General features: G+C 37.7%; 14 protein-coding genes and 1 pseudogene. 13 read left to right on the top strand and 2 right to left on the bottom strand.

Annotation, left to right across the window (positions count from 1 at the left end; translation table 11 throughout):
• Positions 1 to 168 precede the first annotated feature (168 nt).
• A complete protein-coding gene (locus AB3I20_RS08840) occupies positions 169 to 1140 on the bottom strand; it encodes an L-lactate dehydrogenase (RefSeq protein WP_067484713.1) in 972 nt (323 codons plus the stop codon).
• Positions 1141 to 1485: 345 nt separating this feature from the next.
• On the opposite strand from AB3I20_RS08840, the gene pth reads away from it, so the two are divergent.
• The 7 genes and pseudogenes from pth to tilS (AB3I20_RS08805) form a co-directional block, all read left to right on the top strand.
• Entirely contained in the window at positions 1486 to 2046 is a 561-nt protein-coding gene (gene pth / locus AB3I20_RS08835; protein ID WP_368027183.1) for an aminoacyl-tRNA hydrolase, read from the top strand.
• A 14-nt stretch (positions 2047 to 2060) separates the two neighbouring features.
• The gene (mfd, locus tag AB3I20_RS08830; protein ID WP_271027172.1) at positions 2061 to 5582 is read left to right on the top strand and encodes a transcription-repair coupling factor; all 3522 of its coding nucleotides are present in this window, start codon (positions 2061 to 2063) and stop codon (positions 5580 to 5582) included.
• Between the two features lie 15 nt (positions 5583 to 5597).
• Positions 5598 to 7196: an oligosaccharide flippase family protein gene (locus AB3I20_RS08825; protein WP_083571974.1), complete on the top strand. Its 1599-nt coding sequence runs from the start codon at positions 5598 to 5600 to the stop codon at positions 7194 to 7196.
• Positions 7197 to 7205: 9 nt separating this feature from the next.
• Positions 7206 to 7472 carry an RNA-binding S4 domain-containing protein gene (locus tag AB3I20_RS08820; protein WP_067484722.1) on the top strand — a complete coding sequence of 89 codons (267 nt, stop codon included), beginning with the start codon at positions 7206 to 7208 and terminating at the stop codon, positions 7470 to 7472.
• Between the two features lie 71 nt (positions 7473 to 7543).
• Positions 7544 to 7969 carry a septum formation initiator family protein gene (locus tag AB3I20_RS08815; RefSeq protein WP_067484725.1) on the top strand — a complete coding sequence of 142 codons (426 nt, stop codon included), beginning with the start codon at positions 7544 to 7546 and terminating at the stop codon, positions 7967 to 7969.
• A gap of 44 nt (positions 7970 to 8013) precedes the next feature.
• Positions 8014 to 8496 carry a S1 domain-containing RNA-binding protein gene (locus tag AB3I20_RS08810; protein WP_067484728.1) on the top strand — a complete coding sequence of 161 codons (483 nt, stop codon included), beginning with the start codon at positions 8014 to 8016 and terminating at the stop codon, positions 8494 to 8496.
• A gap of 252 nt (positions 8497 to 8748) precedes the next feature.
• Positions 8749 to 9201 (top strand): annotated as a pseudogene (tilS, locus tag AB3I20_RS08805) (tRNA lysidine(34) synthetase TilS); the annotation flags it as partial.
• A gap of 183 nt (positions 9202 to 9384) precedes the next feature.
• Here tilS (AB3I20_RS08805) and AB3I20_RS08800 read toward each other — a convergent pair.
• A complete protein-coding gene (locus AB3I20_RS08800; RefSeq protein WP_368027218.1) occupies positions 9385 to 9513 on the bottom strand; it encodes a zinc-finger domain-containing protein in 129 nt (42 codons plus the stop codon).
• 138 nt (positions 9514 to 9651) lie between these two features.
• On the opposite strand from AB3I20_RS08800, the gene tilS (AB3I20_RS08795) reads away from it, so the two are divergent.
• The 6 genes from tilS (AB3I20_RS08795) to lysS all read left to right on the top strand — a co-directional run bounded on the left by tilS (AB3I20_RS08795) (position 9652) and on the right by lysS (position 16579).
• The gene (tilS, locus tag AB3I20_RS08795; protein ID WP_368027217.1) at positions 9652 to 10071 is read left to right on the top strand and encodes a tRNA lysidine(34) synthetase TilS; all 420 of its coding nucleotides are present in this window, start codon (positions 9652 to 9654) and stop codon (positions 10069 to 10071) included.
• On the top strand, positions 10052 to 10597 hold the full coding sequence (hpt, locus tag AB3I20_RS08790; RefSeq protein WP_067484734.1) for a hypoxanthine phosphoribosyltransferase: 546 nt from the start codon (positions 10052 to 10054) through the stop codon (positions 10595 to 10597). The genes tilS (AB3I20_RS08795) and hpt overlap by 20 nt, the downstream gene beginning before the upstream one ends.
• Positions 10598 to 10685: 88 nt before the next feature.
• Positions 10686 to 12845: an ATP-dependent zinc metalloprotease FtsH gene (ftsH, locus tag AB3I20_RS08785; protein WP_067484737.1), complete on the top strand. Its 2160-nt coding sequence runs from the start codon at positions 10686 to 10688 to the stop codon at positions 12843 to 12845.
• 234 nt (positions 12846 to 13079) lie between these two features.
• Positions 13080 to 13967: an Hsp33 family molecular chaperone HslO gene (gene hslO / locus AB3I20_RS08780; RefSeq protein ID WP_368027182.1), complete on the top strand. Its 888-nt coding sequence runs from the start codon at positions 13080 to 13082 to the stop codon at positions 13965 to 13967.
• Positions 13968 to 14966: a tRNA dihydrouridine synthase DusB gene (gene dusB, locus AB3I20_RS08775; RefSeq protein WP_095803856.1), complete on the top strand. Its 999-nt coding sequence runs from the start codon at positions 13968 to 13970 to the stop codon at positions 14964 to 14966.
• Positions 14967 to 15082: 116 nt separating this feature from the next.
• Positions 15083 to 16579: a lysine--tRNA ligase gene (gene lysS, locus AB3I20_RS08770; protein ID WP_368027181.1), complete on the top strand. Its 1497-nt coding sequence runs from the start codon at positions 15083 to 15085 to the stop codon at positions 16577 to 16579.
• Positions 16580 to 17085: the final 506 nt, after the last annotated feature.

Below are 17085 nucleotides of genomic sequence, written 5' to 3'. Positions count from 1 at the left end.
TGCATATCGAGTTCATCATAGCATAATTTATTTAAAAAGACGAAGTTTAAATATTCATTATGGAAAAAATTAAACAAAATCTTTTTTGATAATTATTTCAAAATAATAAAAAAGCCGAGACATACATTGTCCCGGCTACAAGTTTCACTTTAACGAAGAAGCACTCAATTAGTCTTCTAAGTTTGCGAATGCTTGGTCTAAAATTTCTTTTAATTGTTTAGCTGAAGCATTCATACGATCTTGTTCTGCATCAGATAATGGAATTTCGATAACTTTTTGGATACCTTGAGCATTGATAACAGCAGGTGCGCCGATATAAATGTCGTTTAATCCATATTGATCTTCCATGTAAACAGATAAAGGTAATACAGCATTTTCGTCATCAAGGATAGCACGAGTAATACGAGCTAATGCAACTGCGATACCATAGAAAGTAGCGCCTTTTTTCTCAATGATTGTGTAAGCTGCGTCGCGTACGCCGAAGAAGATATTTACTAATGCTTCTTCATCTACTTCTGGGTTATTTTTAACCCATTCGTAAATTTGTAGTCCAGCAACGTTTGCGTGTGACCAAACTGGGAATTCTGAGTCACCGTGTTCGCCAAGGATGTAAGCATGGACGTTACGAGCATCAACGTCAACTAATTCAGCAATCTTTTGACGGAAACGAGCTGAGTCAAGAGATGTACCTGAACCGATAACGCGTTCTTTAGGGAAGCCAGAGAATTTCCAAGTTGAGTAAGTCAAGATATCAACTGGGTTAGCAGCAACTAAGAAAATACCATTGAAACCTGATTCAACGATTTGTGTAACAACGTCACGGTTAATTTTTAAGTTTTTATTTACTAAATCTAAACGAGTTTCACCTGGTTTTTGTGGAGCACCAGCAGTGATAACTACAAGGTCAGCATCATGTGCATCTGCATAAGTAGCTGAGTAGATTTTTTTAGGTTGTGTCCAAGCAAGAGCATCAGTTAAGTCTAATGCGTCTCCTTCAGTTTTAGCTGTGTTAATATCTACAATTCCAACTTCTTGAGCGATATTTTGAGTCACTAGAGCGAAAGCATAACTAGAACCTACGGCACCGTCTCCAACAAGAATAACTTTTTTGTGATCTTTAATTTCTGCAGTTGCAGTCATATGTGTATCAATCCTTCCATTGATTTGTTTTTCCCTTGACTATGCTAACACGGATCAGCCTTGCTGTCACGCTATTTGACTAGGAAATATAACAGATAACAAGGTTGTATCATATGTAAAAGCTTACATGTGCGTTATTTCACTATTTCTTGAAACCAATGATTTCATTAAGTTTTGAAGAAATTTTTAATATTTTTATCATTTATTAAACATTCTGTTTTAGTCGAAACAGCTGTTTATGTGTTATACTGTTTTAAAAAATAAAAAAGAAGAATGAACCTTTTAACTGGACTGCTGATTAGCTGTCCAGCATTTTGTGTTCTTTAGAATTAGGTGAATAAATAAATGAAAATGATCGTAGGATTAGGTAATCCTGGAACGAAGTATGAACAAACAAAACACAACATTGGATTTATGGTTGTTGATCGTCTTGCAAAAGAGCATCAAGCGACATTTAAAAAAAATACCTTTGAAGCGGAAGTTGCAGAATTCTTTTACAAGGGAGAAAAGATTTTACTTGTAAAACCGCAAACTTTCATGAATGAATCAGGTCGTTCGGTCGGACCGTTAATGACTTATTTTGGTATTTATCCAGAAGAGTTAATTGTTGTATATGATGATTTAGATTTGGCAGTCGGAAAGATTCGTTTACGCCAAAAGGGAAGTGCCGGCGGACATAATGGAATGAAAAGTATCATTTCTCACTTGGATACGAATATTTTTAATCGTGTAAAAGTTGGGATTGGTCGACCCGAAGGTAAAAAGACGGTGGTTTCACATGTGCTTAGTCCTTTTAGTAAAGAAACACAACCTTTAATAGAAGAAAGTATTCATCAATCGGTTCAAGCAATCAATTTTGTTCTCGAAGGGCATTCATTTATTGATACAATGAATCAGTTTAACTAAGAAGGAGAAGCGAAATGGATATTGTTCAATTAGTGGGTCAAGAACCTCAAGTAAAAGAATGGGTGGCTCAGTTAGAAGCAAATACGCCACGGCAACTGATTACTGGGCTAGCAGGATCTGCTAAAACATTACTGATTGCCCACGTTTTCAAAAAAACGAATAAAAATATAATCGTTTTGTTACCAAATTTATATTACGCAAATCAATTAGCGGAAGATTTGCAACACGTCGTTGATCAAGACAACATTCATCTATTTCCAGTAGATGAAGTCTTGTCTGCGGAAATGGCTTTTTCTTCGCCAGAAGCAAGAGCAGAGCGAGTAGCCACATTAAATGCATTGCAGGAAAAGCAAGCAGGAATTTATCTTTTGCCAGTTGCTGCATTACACAAAAGATTACCGAGTAAGAATGCTTGGGTTGATGCACAACTCAACTGGAAAATTGGCGATGAAATTGATGTAGAAAATCTACCGCTCCAATTAGTCCTGATGGGATATGAACGTCAAGAAATGGTTGCAAAACCCGGTGAGTTTAGTATTCGCGGAAGTATTGTTGACATTTATCCTTTAACGATGGAACATCCTGTACGGGTGGAGTTGTTTGATGTTGAAATTGATTCGATGCGTTACTTTGAAGCAGAAACACAACGTTCTATTGGACCAACGGAAGAGATTTGGATTTCGCCAACATCAGAGCAAATCTACACAGGAACTGATCTGGAACATGGAATGAAAGAGTTAGAAAAATTACTTGAAAAAAGATTAGCAACGACTGCTGAAAAAGTCGATCAAGTATTTTTACAAGACTATTTCGGTCAAATTTTGTCAAACTGGCAAGCGGGAATACCAACGGAAGAGGCAAAGCTTTACGCTGATTTGCTGTATCCAACGTCAACCACGATTTTAGATTATTTTCACTCTGATAGCTTCTTGATGGTGGATGATTATCCAAGGATGATGGAAACAAATCGAGAAATTGAACGAGAAGCAGCTGAATGGCAGACACAAAAAATTAGTGAACTTCGTGTTTTTTCAGAACAGAGTTTTGTTACAGATGTTCATAAATTGATTCAAAAAGAACAGTTTTCGACAACCTTTTTTGCTTTGTTCCAAAAAGGAATGGGCAATTTGAAATTTCACGCCATTTATTCGTTTCAATATCGGACGATGCAGCAATTTTTTGGTCAAATGCCGTTGTTGAAAACGGAAATTGATCGTTGGCGCAAACAAAAGCAGACAGTCATGATTTATATTCCAACCAAGGAACGAATTCGTAAAGTAGAAGAATTATTACGCGATGACGATATTTTAGCCATTGAAACGGCAAATGATGAGCTAATCGTCGGACAAGTGCAATTAGTTGAAGGGGCACTACAAAATGGTTTTGAATTGCCACAAGAAAAAATCGTGGTCATCACCGAAAAAGAAATTTTCCAAAAGACAACGAAAAAACGAGCTCGTCGCCAAACGGTTACGAATGCAGAACGTTTAAAGAGTTATAACGAATTAAAAGCTGGCGATTATGTTGTTCATGCGAATCATGGGATCGGAAAATATATCGGGATGGAAACGCTCGAAGTCGATGGCGTTCATCAAGATTATATGACGATTTTATACCAAAATGACGACAAATTATTTATCCCTGTCACTCAGTTGAATTTGATTCAAAAATATGTTGCGTCTGAATCAAAAGCTCCACGAATCAATAAGCTGGGTGGTAGTGAGTGGACGAAAACCAAGCGGAAAGTATCTTCTAAAATCGAAGATATCGCGGATGATCTAATCAAATTATACGCAGCCAGAGAGTCCGAAATTGGCTATGCTTTTGGGCCAGATGATGGGTATCAAAAAGAATTTGAAGAAGCATTTCCTTATTCTGAAACAGATGACCAACTGCGTAGTTCTTCGGAAATCAAGCGTGATATGGAAAAAGAAAAACCAATGGATCGTCTGCTGGTAGGTGATGTAGGATATGGTAAAACGGAAGTTGCTTTGCGAGCTGCTTTTAAAGCTGTGAAGGAAAGCAAACAAGTGGCATTTTTAGTTCCCACGACCATTCTTGCACAACAACATTATGAAACGATGCTCGAACGTTTTGAAGGTTTTCCAATTAATATTGGCTTGCTGAGCCGTTTTCGAACGAAAAAGCAACAAAAAGAAACGATTGAACAATTGCGTACGGGACAAGTAGACATTGTTGTCGGAACGCATCGTATTTTATCAAAAGATATTGAATTTAGTGACTTAGGCTTATTGATTATTGATGAAGAACAACGATTTGGCGTGAAGCACAAAGAACGGTTGAAACAGCTTCGGGCGCAAGTAGATGTATTGACATTAACAGCGACACCAATACCGAGAACGTTGCATATGTCGATGTTGGGTGTACGAGATTTATCGGTGATTGAAACACCGCCGGCAAATCGTTACCCAATTCAAACTTATGTTATGGAGAAGAATCCTGGAGCAATTCGAGAAGCGATTCATCGTGAAATGGGACGCGGTGGTCAAGTTTTTTATCTCTATAATCGAGTGGAAACCATTGAGCAAAAGGTTGAAGAAATCCAAGAGTTAGTTCCGGAAGCGAGAATTGGTTACGCTCATGGTCAAATGACGGAAGTTCAATTAGAAAATACGTTGTTTGATTTTGTTGAAGGACAATATGATGTGTTAGTCACGACCACAATTATTGAAACAGGCGTGGATATTCCAAATGCAAATACGCTATTTGTTGAAAATGCCGATTATATGGGTTTATCAACTCTTTATCAGCTACGTGGCCGAGTGGGGCGAAGCAATCGAGTGGCATATGCTTACTTCATGTATGAACCACAAAAGATTCTCAATGAAGTCAGTGAAAAACGATTGCAAGCAATCAAGGATTTTACAGAACTAGGATCAGGCTTTAAAATTGCGATGCGTGATTTGTCTATTCGTGGTGCTGGTAATCTATTAGGTGCGCAACAGCATGGCTTTATCGATGCAGTCGGTTTTGATATGTATTCACAAATGTTAAGTGAAGCTGTCGCTCGTAAACAAGGAAAAAATAATCAAGTTGAAAAAACGACTGTGGAGATCGACCTCGGTGTGGATGCTTACTTACCAGATACTTATGTTTCAGATCAACGTCAAAAAATTGAAATCTATAAGCGGATTCGGGAGCTGGAATCACAAGAAATGTTGGACGAGCTTGAAGATGATCTATTGGATCGTTTTGGTGAGTACCCTGAAGAAGTTGCTCATCTATTAACAGTTGGACAATTGAAAATGGATGGTGATCGTGCCTTATTAGAAACGATGCGTAAGCAACAAGAAACAGTAATTTTCACGCTAAGTAAGGTTGGTACGAAACGCTATTCTGTTGAACAATTGTTTGAGGCGTTAAGTGAAACAACGTTGAAAGCAGGTTTAGGTGTTGAAAAGGAAAAAATGGTTATCCGCTTAACCATTCCTAAAACAATGAGTGAAGCTGTTTGGTTATTAGAAATCCAACGTTTTGTTAAAGCATTGCGACAACAAAAATATTTGTCGGTATAGGAAGGAGCGATTCCCTTGGACCACAAAGAAATGCGTCAAGTGATGCAAGGAGCGGTGATTTTGACCGTAGCTTCTTTTATTGCTAAAGTTTTAAGCGCACTTTATCGAATTCCTCTTCAAAACTTAGTTGGTGATGAAGGATTTTATGTTTATCAACAAGTGTATCCGATTTATGGCATTGCGATGGCCTTGGCACTATCGGGGTTACCACAATTTATTTCAAAATATGTTGCAGAAAAAAAAGAACCATTAAAACAACGGGAAGCACTAAAAGAACTATATCCCTTAGTTTTTTGGACAGGGGTTTGTTTATGGTTAGGTGTCTGGTTATTTAGTGGCGTTTTAGCACAAATGATGGGTGATTATCAACTGAAACCTTTGATTGAAGTTGTTTCCTTCACCTTTTTATTGATGCCTGGTTTGTCTTTTTATCGAGGAAACTTTCAGGGGCATTTTTTGATGGAGCCAACGGCTATCTCACAAGTTGTGGAACAAATTGTTCGCGTGTCGATTATCGTGTTCAGTGCATTTGCGTTTAAACAGTATAGTTGGGATGTTTACGAAACGGGAACTGCTGCAATGAGTGGTGCCGTAGTAGGTGGCTTATGCGCGTATCTTGTTCTTTATTATTATGAACAAAAAATTCATGGAGGGGCAATGCGCTTTCGAAGCTTCCCTATTTTCTCGCAACCAAGTAAGTGGCTGATACGTCGTTTCTTGGTTGAGGGTGGTTTAGTTTCGATTTACAGTGGATTATTGATTTTCTTTCAATTAATTGATTCATTTTTTGTAAAGAATGCGTTGCAAATCTATGGTTTGAGTGAACATGCGTCTAAAATAGCTAAAGGAGTCTACGATCGTGGCCAGCCATTAGTACAATTAGGGCTAGTTATTGCAACGGCATTGAGTGCCACTTTTTTACCGACGTTGACTAGATATTTAGCAGATGCTGTTTATGGACAATTTGTGAAGACTGCTAAGATGTATCTGCGGTTAACGACGGCACTAGCTTTGGCGGCTTCCGTCGGGTTAGCAATGTTACTACCTTATATCAACTATGCGTTGTTTAAAGACTACGCAGGAAATGCGACTTTAGTGCTGTTTGTGTTTGCAATTGTCTTAACCGCCGTGATCCAAGCTTACCAAAGTATTGCGCAAAGTAAGAATTCTTTTCGTCCATCCTTGAAAGGTGCTGGCTGGGGACTATTAGTAAAATTATTAACAACAGCATTGTTTACACAATGGTTTGGAACGATTGGGGCAAGTCTATCAACCTTACTTGGTTTAGTAGTGACTCTTTGGTATTTTATTCATATAGAAACAACTGAAGTGAATGCCTTTTGGAAAGAGCGGGCTTTTGGCAAAAAATTGTTACAAAGTTTAGCTTGGATGATTTTTGTTCTATTTATTTATTATGGAGTAATCCAAGTGATTGTTGGACCGGTCATGCATCGGTCGGGTGCATTACTCATTAGTCTTATCGGTGTCGCAATTGGCGGATTAACATTTGTCTTTGCGGTCATCTCGTTGAAAGTTTTTACCATTCGTGAGTGGTTGTTGTTGCCTTTTGGTAAAAAAATTCTACGATTCAATCAAAAATTCAAGAAAAAGTGAGGATATTTTATGCGATTAGATAAATTTATGAAAATTTCTCGAATTATCAAGCGACGTTCTGTAGCAAAAGAAGTGGCTGATAAAGGAAGAATTCAAGTAAATGGCAAGTTAGCAAAATCTTCAAGTGATGTAAAAGTTGGCGATGTCTTAAAAATCCAATTTGGGAACAAGACAATGGAAATCAAAGTCAATGAACTTCATGAGTCAACCAAAAAAGAAGATGCACAAAAAATGTACGAAATTATTTCAGAAACAAGAACAGAAAACGTAAATTAATAGATTAGACAAGCTTTATTGATATTGGTATAATGGAAAAGACAAGCCAAAACAGATTGGAGCGAAAGCAAGTGGCAAAAAAAAGCAATAAAATTGCTGCGTTAGATACAGATTACACAAAGAAAAAATACGCTGAGTTTCAAAAGCAACAACGTCAGCTCGTTTTTCGCAGACGTCGGTTAGCGGTCATCTTATTAGGCGCTTTGGTCATTTTTTCAATCATTGGTGTGCAGATTTTCCGAGATATGCAACGTCTAGATAAACTAGCTGAGCTAAAAGTCGAAGCTACCACGGAAATGAAAGAAGTCAAAGCAGACGTCTCGCAATTAAAATCAGATGTCTCGCTGCTGAAGGATGACGACTATGTCGCAAAGCTTGCCAGAAGCAAATTCTTTTATTCCAAAGAAGGCGAGCAAGTCTATCCAGTATTAGAATCTAATACAAGCAGTTCAACAGAAGAAACAAACCAATCAACGAGTTCTACAACTGCAAAATAAGCAGGAATATAAATTGGGTAATAAATAGGAGGAACATTTTTTTTATGTCAATCGAGGTAGGAGCAAAACTGCAAGGAAAAGTATCAGGTATTACAAATTTTGGTGCATTTATTGATTTAGGTTCTGGTAAAACAGGTTTAGTCCATATCAGTGAAGTATCAAACGGTTTTGTAAAAGATATTCATGATGTATTAAGTGTTGGCGATGAGGTGACAGTAAAAGTTACATCTGTTGGTGATGACGGAAAAATTGGATTATCCATTCGTAAAGCACAAGAACAACCAGAAAGCGCTGGTAAAGAAACAAGTCATAATGCAAAGAAATTTCAACATCAAAATAAGGAACCTCGAGAAAATCGTACTCGCTCAACACCTAAAAAATCTTTCTCTCGCAGTCAGCCTTCAAATACGAAAGAAGACTTCGATTCATTGATGAGTTCATTTTTGAAAGATAGTGATGATCGACTAACTTCATTAAAACGTAACACTGAAGGAAAACGTGGAGGTCGCGGCGGACGTCGTAGCTAATAAAGATGACGAATCATCCGAACGTTTTTCTTGCCATTCGTAGCTTAGGAGAACGTTTGTTGAACACATCATTATTCGTACCAAACAAAAATATAGCTGGGACAAAACATTGGCTTCGTTTTGTCTCGGCTTTTCTTTTTTGAGAGGAGGTAGATTATCGTGAAAGAACGGTTTAGTAGAGTAGGACAGCAAAAAAAATTTTGGTCGGAAACAACCAAAATTTTAGTTGCAGTTTCTGGTGGAGTAGATTCAATGGTTTTATTGGATTTATTGTTAGCTGCACAACAAAAAAATTTCTTTGCTTTGGGCGTTGTTCATATCAATCATCAGTTACGGGTAGAATCTGCTGAGGAAGAACATTATTTACAAACGTATACGGCAGCAAAGAACCTTCCATTTTATTCCATTACATGGGAACGGCCTGCTGAAACAGGAATTGAAACAGCTGCGCGTCAATTTCGTTATCAAACTTTTTCTCGAATCATGCACGAGGAAGGCTATGATACGTTGATGACTGCCCATCATGGAGATGACCAAATTGAAACGATTTTGATGAAAATTTTAAGAGGGGGACAATTGAGTAGCTTTGCTGGAATCAAAGAAATACAACCATTTGCAACAGGAAGGTTAATTCGTCCATTACTAAGTTATAGTAAGGAACAATTATATGAATATGCTAAAGAACGGCAGTTGATTTATTTTGAAGATGTAACAAATCAGAAATTAGATGTACAAAGAAATCGGCTGCGTCACTTAGTTATCCCACGATTAAAAGAAGAAAACTCGCAAACTTTAAGTCATTTCCAACGATTTTCAAAGCAAATTCAATGGGCGGATGAACTGATTCAAAAACAGATGAATGAAAAAGTAACTGAACTTCTCCAACCATTAGCCAATGGCTGGCAAATTTCTGTAGCGAAAATTTCCGAAATGGCTGAAAGTGAACGCTATTTTTTTCTTCATGCGCTTTTTGAACAGTTGTTTAACGAAACAACGGTCGCAGTAAAAGAGCAGCAAATTTTATTTCTAGTAAATCAATGGAAAAGTGATAAAAGCCAATGGCAGTTTGATTTAGGTAAAGGCTGGCTGTTTAAAAAAGAGTATACGAATGTCAGAATTGAACAGCTCCAACCAGTGCAAAGCTTCGTGCCACGGATGCTGCTTCCAAACCAGCCGATTTATTTAAGTGATTCACAATGGATTGGTTTGTTTTCAAGTGACAAGCTAGCTGTACCAGAAAATCTTGCTGATTGGTCGGAGTTTAGACATGATTTGTGGCTCGAAGACGGTACGAAACTTCAGGTGGATCAACGACATCCGGGTGATCGGATTCGTTTGACTGAAACGCTTACGAAGAAAGTTTCCCGTTACTTTATTGACAAAAAAATCCCTGATTCACACAGGGAACAAGCATGGTTGATTACAGATGAGCAAAGAAACGTGTATAGTGTTGTTCCTTTTACCTTTTCTTATTTGAGTATTGACAAAGAAACTGATAAAATACACTACATACTTCTTTACAAATATCAAAAGAAGCAACTGGAAGGAGAACCCAATGTTAGAAAAGGATATTGAGAAAGTTTTGATTTCAAAAGAAGAAATACAAGCTCGTTGTGAAGAACTGGGCAAAGAATTAACTGAAACTTATCGTGATAAAAATCCACTAGTAGTCGGCGTATTAAAAGGAGCTGTTCCTTTTATGGCAGACATCGTGCGTTCAATTGACACTTATTTAGAGTTAGATTTCATGGATGTTTCAAGTTACGGAAATGCTACTGTATCTTCTGGTGAAGTAAAAATCGTAAAAGACTTAGATACAAACGTTGAAGGTCGCGACTTGTTGATCGTTGAAGATATCATCGATAGTGGTCGAACACTTGCATACTTAGTTGATCTTTTTAAATATCGTAAAGCAAATTCCGTGAAAATTGTTACTTTATTAGATAAACGAGAAGGACGCGTAGTGGATATCGAAGCGGATTATGTTGGTTTTAACGTACCTAATGAATTTGTTGTAGGTTACGGTTTAGACTATGCAGAAGCTTATCGAAACCTTCCTTATGTTGGGGTCTTAAAACCTAGTGTTTATCAGTCAAATTAGTGCCTTTTCTGAAATGAGTTATGTTACAATGAAATGGTCAGGATTGATAAAAATTTCTAAATCAAATTAGTGTTTAAGGAGGGTAACTATGAACAAAAAGAATAACGGCATGATGAAAAATGCCTTATATTATGTCCTCGTAATTTTGGCGATGGTCATGGTGGTCTATTTTATTTTTGGTAACAATAGCCAGCAGTCGTCAGACATCGAGTACTCAAAATTTACTGAACAATTAGAGTCAGGGAAAATCAAAGAATTTAGTGTTCAACCTGCAAACGGTGTGTATAAAATCACTGGTGAATACAAGGAACAACAAACAGTTAGCAACAGTGGCGGTTTAGCGATCCTAGGTTCAACTGATGTATCAACAACACACTTCACAACTATCATTTTGCCAAACGACACAACGTTAAGTCAGGTAACAGACTTGGCAAGACAACATGATGTAGGAACAACAATTAAAGAAGAGTCAAGTAGCGGTATTTGGGTATCTCTACTATTAAGCTTCTTGCCAATTGTCATCATCATTTTCTTCTTCTATATGATGATGGGTCAACAAGGTGGTGGCGGTGGCGGCGGTGGCCGAGTGATGAACTTCGGTAAATCAAAAGCCAAAGAAGCCGACAAAAAAGCCAACCGTGTTCGTTTTTCTGACGTTGCTGGTGCAGAAGAAGAAAAACAAGAACTTGTTGAAGTCGTTGAGTTTTTGAAAGATCCTCGTCGATTTGTTGAATTAGGTGCAAGAATTCCAGCGGGTGTTCTTTTAGAAGGACCTCCAGGAACAGGTAAAACGTTATTAGCGAAAGCTGTTGCCGGTGAAGCTGGCGTACCTTTCTACTCCATTTCTGGTTCTGATTTCGTTGAAATGTTCGTCGGTGTTGGGGCAAGTCGTGTACGTGATTTGTTTGAAACAGCGAAGAAAAATGCACCAGCAATCATTTTCATTGACGAAATTGATGCTGTTGGTCGTCAACGTGGAGCTGGTATGGGTGGCGGACACGATGAACGTGAACAAACATTGAACCAATTATTGGTAGAAATGGATGGATTTGACGGAAATGAAGGCGTAATTGTGATTGCCGCAACGAACCGTTCAGATGTCTTAGATCCAGCGTTGTTACGTCCAGGCCGTTTTGACCGCCAAATTTTGGTTGGTCGTCCAGATGTCAAAGGTCGTGAAGCCATTTTACGTGTTCATGCTAAAAATAAACCTTTAGCAGACGACGTTGATTTAAAAGTGGTTGCACAACAAACACCAGGATTTGCTGGTGCAGACTTAGAAAATGTCTTAAACGAAGCTGCCTTGGTAGCCGCTCGTCGTAATAAAAAGAAAATTGATGCATCTGATATTGATGAAGCAGAAGATCGCGTTATTGCTGGTCCTGCTAAGAAAGATCGCGTAATTAATAAGAAAGAACGCGAAATGGTTGCTTATCATGAAGCTGGTCATACAATCGTTGGTTTAGTCTTAAGCCGCGCGCGTATCGTTCATAAAGTAACAATCATCCCTCGTGGCCGTGCGGGCGGATACATGATTGCTTTACCAAAAGAAGATCAGTTCTTGATGACAAAAGAAGATATGTTTGAACAAATCGTTGGCTTACTTGGTGGTCGTACAGCTGAAGAAATTATTTTTGGCGTTCAATCAACGGGTGCTTCAAATGACTTTGAACAAGCTACTTCATTAGCTAGAAGCATGGTTACTGAATATGGAATGAGTGATCGACTTGGTCCAGTTCAATACGAAGGAAACCATCAAGTCTTTGTTGGCCGTGATTATGGTCAAACAAAAGCTTACTCTGAACAAGTTGCATTTGAAATTGACCAAGAAGTTCGCAAGATTTTGATGGATGCTCATCAAAAAGCGCATGAAATTATCGAAGCACACCGTGAACAACATAAATTGATCGCAGAAAAACTTCTTGAGTTTGAAACATTAGATGCAAAAGCAATTAAATCATTGTTCGAACGTGGCGTGATGCCAGAAGGAACAGAGTCTGCGGATTATCCAAGTGAGAAAGAAGCACAAACGTTTGAAGAAGCAAAACGTGCTTTAGAAGAAAAAGATGCGGAGAAACAAGCAGAAGAAAAACAAGATTTTGAAGAAACAAAACAAGAACTAAAAGACGAAGCTGAAGAAGTAAAATTGGCCAGTGAAGAAACTGGTTCAGAAGTTGCTGAAGAAGAAAAAGACAAAGACACAGAGTCTGATTACGACAAAAATAACTTTGAAGATCGTTATAAATAGTAAAATGTTTTGAAGCTGGGACAATTAAATGTCCCAGCTTTTTTCTTTGGATTCACTCAATTTAGTTTTTCTATTGAGTAGTTTGAACTAGAAATTTGTACACAAACAAAATTGATTTCTTTTTTGTTCAGTTTTATTTATTATTAAGCTCTGATTTCAAAAGTTGAAAAAAATGAAAGTTGCTAGTATGATTCACTAGGAGCTGAAAAATCAAAAAAAGGGGTACATACAATAATGGAAGATTATTTAGTTAAAGCACTAGCACATGATGGTTCTGTTCGTGCTTATGCAGTACAAGCAACAAATACAGTGGCAGAAGCACAACGTCGCCACGATACATGGCATACATCGTCGGCAGCGTTAGGCCGTACACTAGTCGGTAGTTTATTATTAGGAGCGACACTAAAAGGTGAAGATAAATTAACGGTTCGCATTCAAGGCGACGGTCCAGCTGTTGGAATCGTTGTTGACGCAAATGGTAAAGGCGATGTAAAAGGATATATTAAAAATCCACATTTGAGTTTGCCGTTGAATGCTGAAGGGAAAATTGATGTTCGTGGTGCAGTAGGTACACAAGGAATGTTCACTGTAACTAAGGATTTGGGATTAAAAGAACCTTTTTCTGGACAGACACCCATCGTTTCGGGGGAAATTGCGGAAGACTTTACTTACTACTTAGCTATTTCTGAGCAAATTCCATCAGCAGTTGGCCTAAGTGTCCTAGTAAATACAGATGACAGCATCAAAACAGCTGGTGGATTTATGATCCAAATTATGCCAGGTGCAGATGAAGAAACAATTTCAAAAATTGAAGACCAATTGAAAACAACACCAAGAATATCAACATTGCTTGATGAAGGTCACACACCTGAAGAAATTTTGAAGGGATTATTAGGAGCAGAAGAGTTAAATATCTTAGAAAAAATGCCTGTTCAATTTGCTTGTGACTGCTCAAAAGAAAAATTTGCAGAAGCTATCATTGCACTGGGCACAGAAGAAATTCAAGCAATGATTGATGAAGACCATGGTGCAGAAGCAGTTTGTTCATTTTGTAATAATAAGTACGAGTATTCTGAACAAGAATTATTAGCGCTGAAAGAAGAAGCAGTAGGAGGAATTTAGTTGAAACATCAATGGAAAATTGGAAACGTTGAAATTCCGAATCGCGTAGTTGTTGCGCCAATGGCTGGAATTAGTAACTCTGCTTTTCGAGTAACAGTTAAAGAATTTGGTGCAGGACTAGTCGTTTGTGAGATGATTAGCGATCAAGGTATTCATTTTCGAAACAAAAAAACGTTAGAAATGCTTCATATTGAAGAGGCAGAACATCCACTAAGTGTCCAAATTTTTGGTGGAAATAAAGATAGCTTGGTTGAGGCTGCACAGTTTGTACAAGAAAACACGACAGCAGATATTATTGATATCAATATGGGGTGTCCTGTAAACAAAGTTATTAAGGCGGAAGCGGGAGCAAAATGGTTACTTGATCCCGATAAGGTTTATGAAATGGTTCATGCTGTATCTTCTGCTGTAGACATTCCTGTCACGGTTAAGATGCGAATTGGTTGGGATGATCAACACATTTTTGCCGTGCAAAACGCGTTAGCAGCAGAGTCGGCTGGAGCAGGAGCAATTGCTATGCATGGTCGTACTAGGGTGCAGATGTATGAGGGGGAAGCTGATTGGGAAGTCTTGAAAGAAGTTAAACAGCATTTAACGATTCCTTTTATGGGAAACGGAGATGTCAAAACACCCGAAGATGCGAAGCGTATGTTGGAGTATGTCGGAGCAGATGGTGTGATGATTGGGCGAGCAGCATTAGGCAACCCTTGGATGATTCACCGTACGCAACATTATTTAGAAACAGGTGAACTAATCCCTGAACCAACGCCGGCTGAAAAAATTGCGACAGCAAAACTTCATTTGCAACGTTTAACTGACTTAAAAGGGGAACAAGTAGCCTGCCGCGAATTTCGAACACATGCTTCCTACTATTTAAAAGGAATTCCTCGCGCAGCTAAAGTAAAAGTAGCAATCAACCATTCTGAAAACCAACAGGAAATCAATGATTTGCTTGAAGCTTTTTTAGAAAAAACGGAAAAAGTTGCTATAAAACATTAAACAGATTTCTAAGATTTTTGTGAATTTCAAGCCGAAAATTTAAGTTCGGCTTGCTTTTTTTGTGTTTCATTGGCATTATTAGAACTGAGAACAACTAGGAGAATGGAGGAACTTTTGTGACTGAGGAACAACAACATCAAGTAGAAGATTTAAATGATCAAATGCTTGTTCGCCGCCAAAAGATGGAAGAACTAAGAGAAACTGGAATCGATCCGTTCGGTAAGCGATTTGAACGTACACATAACTCAGAAGAGTTGCATGAATTATTTAATTCAAGAACAAAAGAAGAATTAGCTGAGATGGGTTTGACTGCTAGTGTAGCTGGACGAATGATGACTCGCCGCGGAAAAGGAAAAGCGGGCTTCGCGCATCTTCAAGATCGTGAAGGTCAAATCCAAATTTATGTACGTAAAGATCAAGTAGGTGATGATGCCTATGAGATTTTCAAACATGCTGACTTAGGAGATTTCTTCGGAGTTACGGGTCAAATCATGAAAACTGATACAGGTGAAGTAACAATCAAAGCAACAGAATTTACAATTCTTTCAAAAGCTTTGCGTCCATTACCTGATAAATATCATGGGTTAACAAATATTGAACAACGTTACCGTCAACGCTATTTAGATTTGATTAGTAATCGCGAAAGCTTTGATCGTTTTATGAAACGTAGTCAAATCATTAGCGAAATTCGTCGTTATCTGGATGGAAATGGCTACATTGAAGTAGAAACACCTGTTTTACACAATGAAGCTGGTGGAGCAGCTGCTCGTCCATTTACTACACACCACAATGCTCTAGATATTGATTTATATTTACGTATTGCACTAGAGTTACACTTAAAACGTTTAATTGTTGGCGGAATGGAAAAAGTTTATGAAATTGGTCGAGTTTTCCGTAATGAGGGAATTGATACAACGCATAACCCTGAGTTCACAATGCTAGAAGCTTATACTGCTTATACGGATTATCGCGATGTAATGAATTTAACTGAGGGAATTATTCGTAACGCAGCAGAAAAAGTTTTAGGAACAGCGCGCATTACCTATGATGGTCAAGCAGTTGACCTTGAGAGTGATTTCAAACGTGTTCATATGGTCGATGCAATTAAAGAGCAAACTGGTGTTGATTTCTGGAAAGAAATGACGTTAGATGAAGCTCTTGCAATTGCTAAAGAACATAACGTGGAAGTAACAGATGCAATGGGTGTGGGACATGTAATTAATGAATTCTTTGAAGAATTTGTTGAAGAAACATTAACACAACCAACTTTTGTTTATGGACATCCAGTGGAAGTTTCACCATTAGCGAAGAAAAATCCTGAAGATCCACGTTTTACTGATCGCTTTGAATTGTTTATTATTGGTAGAGAATTTGCAAATGCCTTTACTGAGTTGAATGATCCAATTGATCAAAGAGAACGTTTTGAAGCGCAAGAAAAAGAGCGTGAGTTGGGTAATGATGAAGCACACGGTGTAGATGAAGACTTCTTGGAAGCTTTAGAATATGGCATGCCACCAACTGGCGGATTAGGAATCGGAATTGACCGTTTAGTAATGTTACTTACAGATGTACAGTCAATTCGTGACGTTTTGTTGTTCCCAACAATGCGTTAAACAATAGAGTGTATGGTATAGAAGAAAGCTATCTGGCTAAACAGATAGCTTCTTTTTTTACTAGAAAATCAAAAAGGGATTTAATAAATTCTTTCTGCTTTTTCGAAATAACATCTTAAATATTCACTTTAAAAACGAACAAAAAATATATTTTGAATAACAATGATCGGACAAGTGAAAAAAAGTAGAAAAAAGAAAAAAATTCATTGACCTGCCTTGTTTTAGTTGGTATATTATTATTTGTTCGCAAGGCGGACAACTGCTGAAAGTTGAAAATTCTTTCAGAAAATAAATTTCAAAAAGTTATTGACGTGTGAGTAATCACATGATAAGATAACTAAGTCGTTTAAAAAGGACTGCTTATGAAGCTTGATTTCATCAAGAAAAACTTTAAAAAAGTTCTTGACAAATAACAAACGATGCGATATGATAAATGAGTTGCTGGAAGATTTCTCAAACGAAATCAAAAAAACTTTTTGTAAAAAAGAGTTGACATTCAAACGTCG

Origin of the sequence: Enterococcus sp. C50 (genome assembly GCF_040887505.1) — a bacterium.
Taxonomy (GTDB): domain Bacteria; phylum Bacillota; class Bacilli; order Lactobacillales; family Enterococcaceae; genus Enterococcus_B; species Enterococcus_B thailandicus.
Note: the sequence above shows the minus strand (reverse complement) of the source record. Positions and strands in the feature narration are given on the sequence as shown.

Coding starts and splice junctions, on each gene's coding strand:
- ftsH (WP_067484737.1), top strand. CDS start 10,686: ATGAACAAAAAGAATAACGGCATGATGAAAAATGCCTTATATTATGTC.
- hpt (WP_067484734.1), top strand. CDS start 10,052: ATGTTAGAAAAGGATATTGAGAAAGTTTTGATTTCAAAAGAAGAAATA.
- AB3I20_RS08810 (WP_067484728.1), top strand. CDS start 8,014: ATGTCAATCGAGGTAGGAGCAAAACTGCAAGGAAAAGTATCAGGTATT.
- pth (WP_368027183.1), top strand. CDS start 1,486: ATGAAAATGATCGTAGGATTAGGTAATCCTGGAACGAAGTATGAACAA.
- hslO (WP_368027182.1), top strand. CDS start 13,080: ATGGAAGATTATTTAGTTAAAGCACTAGCACATGATGGTTCTGTTCGT.
- mfd (WP_271027172.1), top strand. CDS start 2,061: ATGGATATTGTTCAATTAGTGGGTCAAGAACCTCAAGTAAAAGAATGG.
- AB3I20_RS08820 (WP_067484722.1), top strand. CDS start 7,206: ATGCGATTAGATAAATTTATGAAAATTTCTCGAATTATCAAGCGACGT.
- tilS (WP_368027217.1), top strand. CDS start 9,652: ATGCTGCTTCCAAACCAGCCGATTTATTTAAGTGATTCACAATGGATT.
- AB3I20_RS08840 (WP_067484713.1), bottom strand. CDS start 1,140: ATGACTGCAACTGCAGAAATTAAAGATCACAAAAAAGTTATTCTTGTT.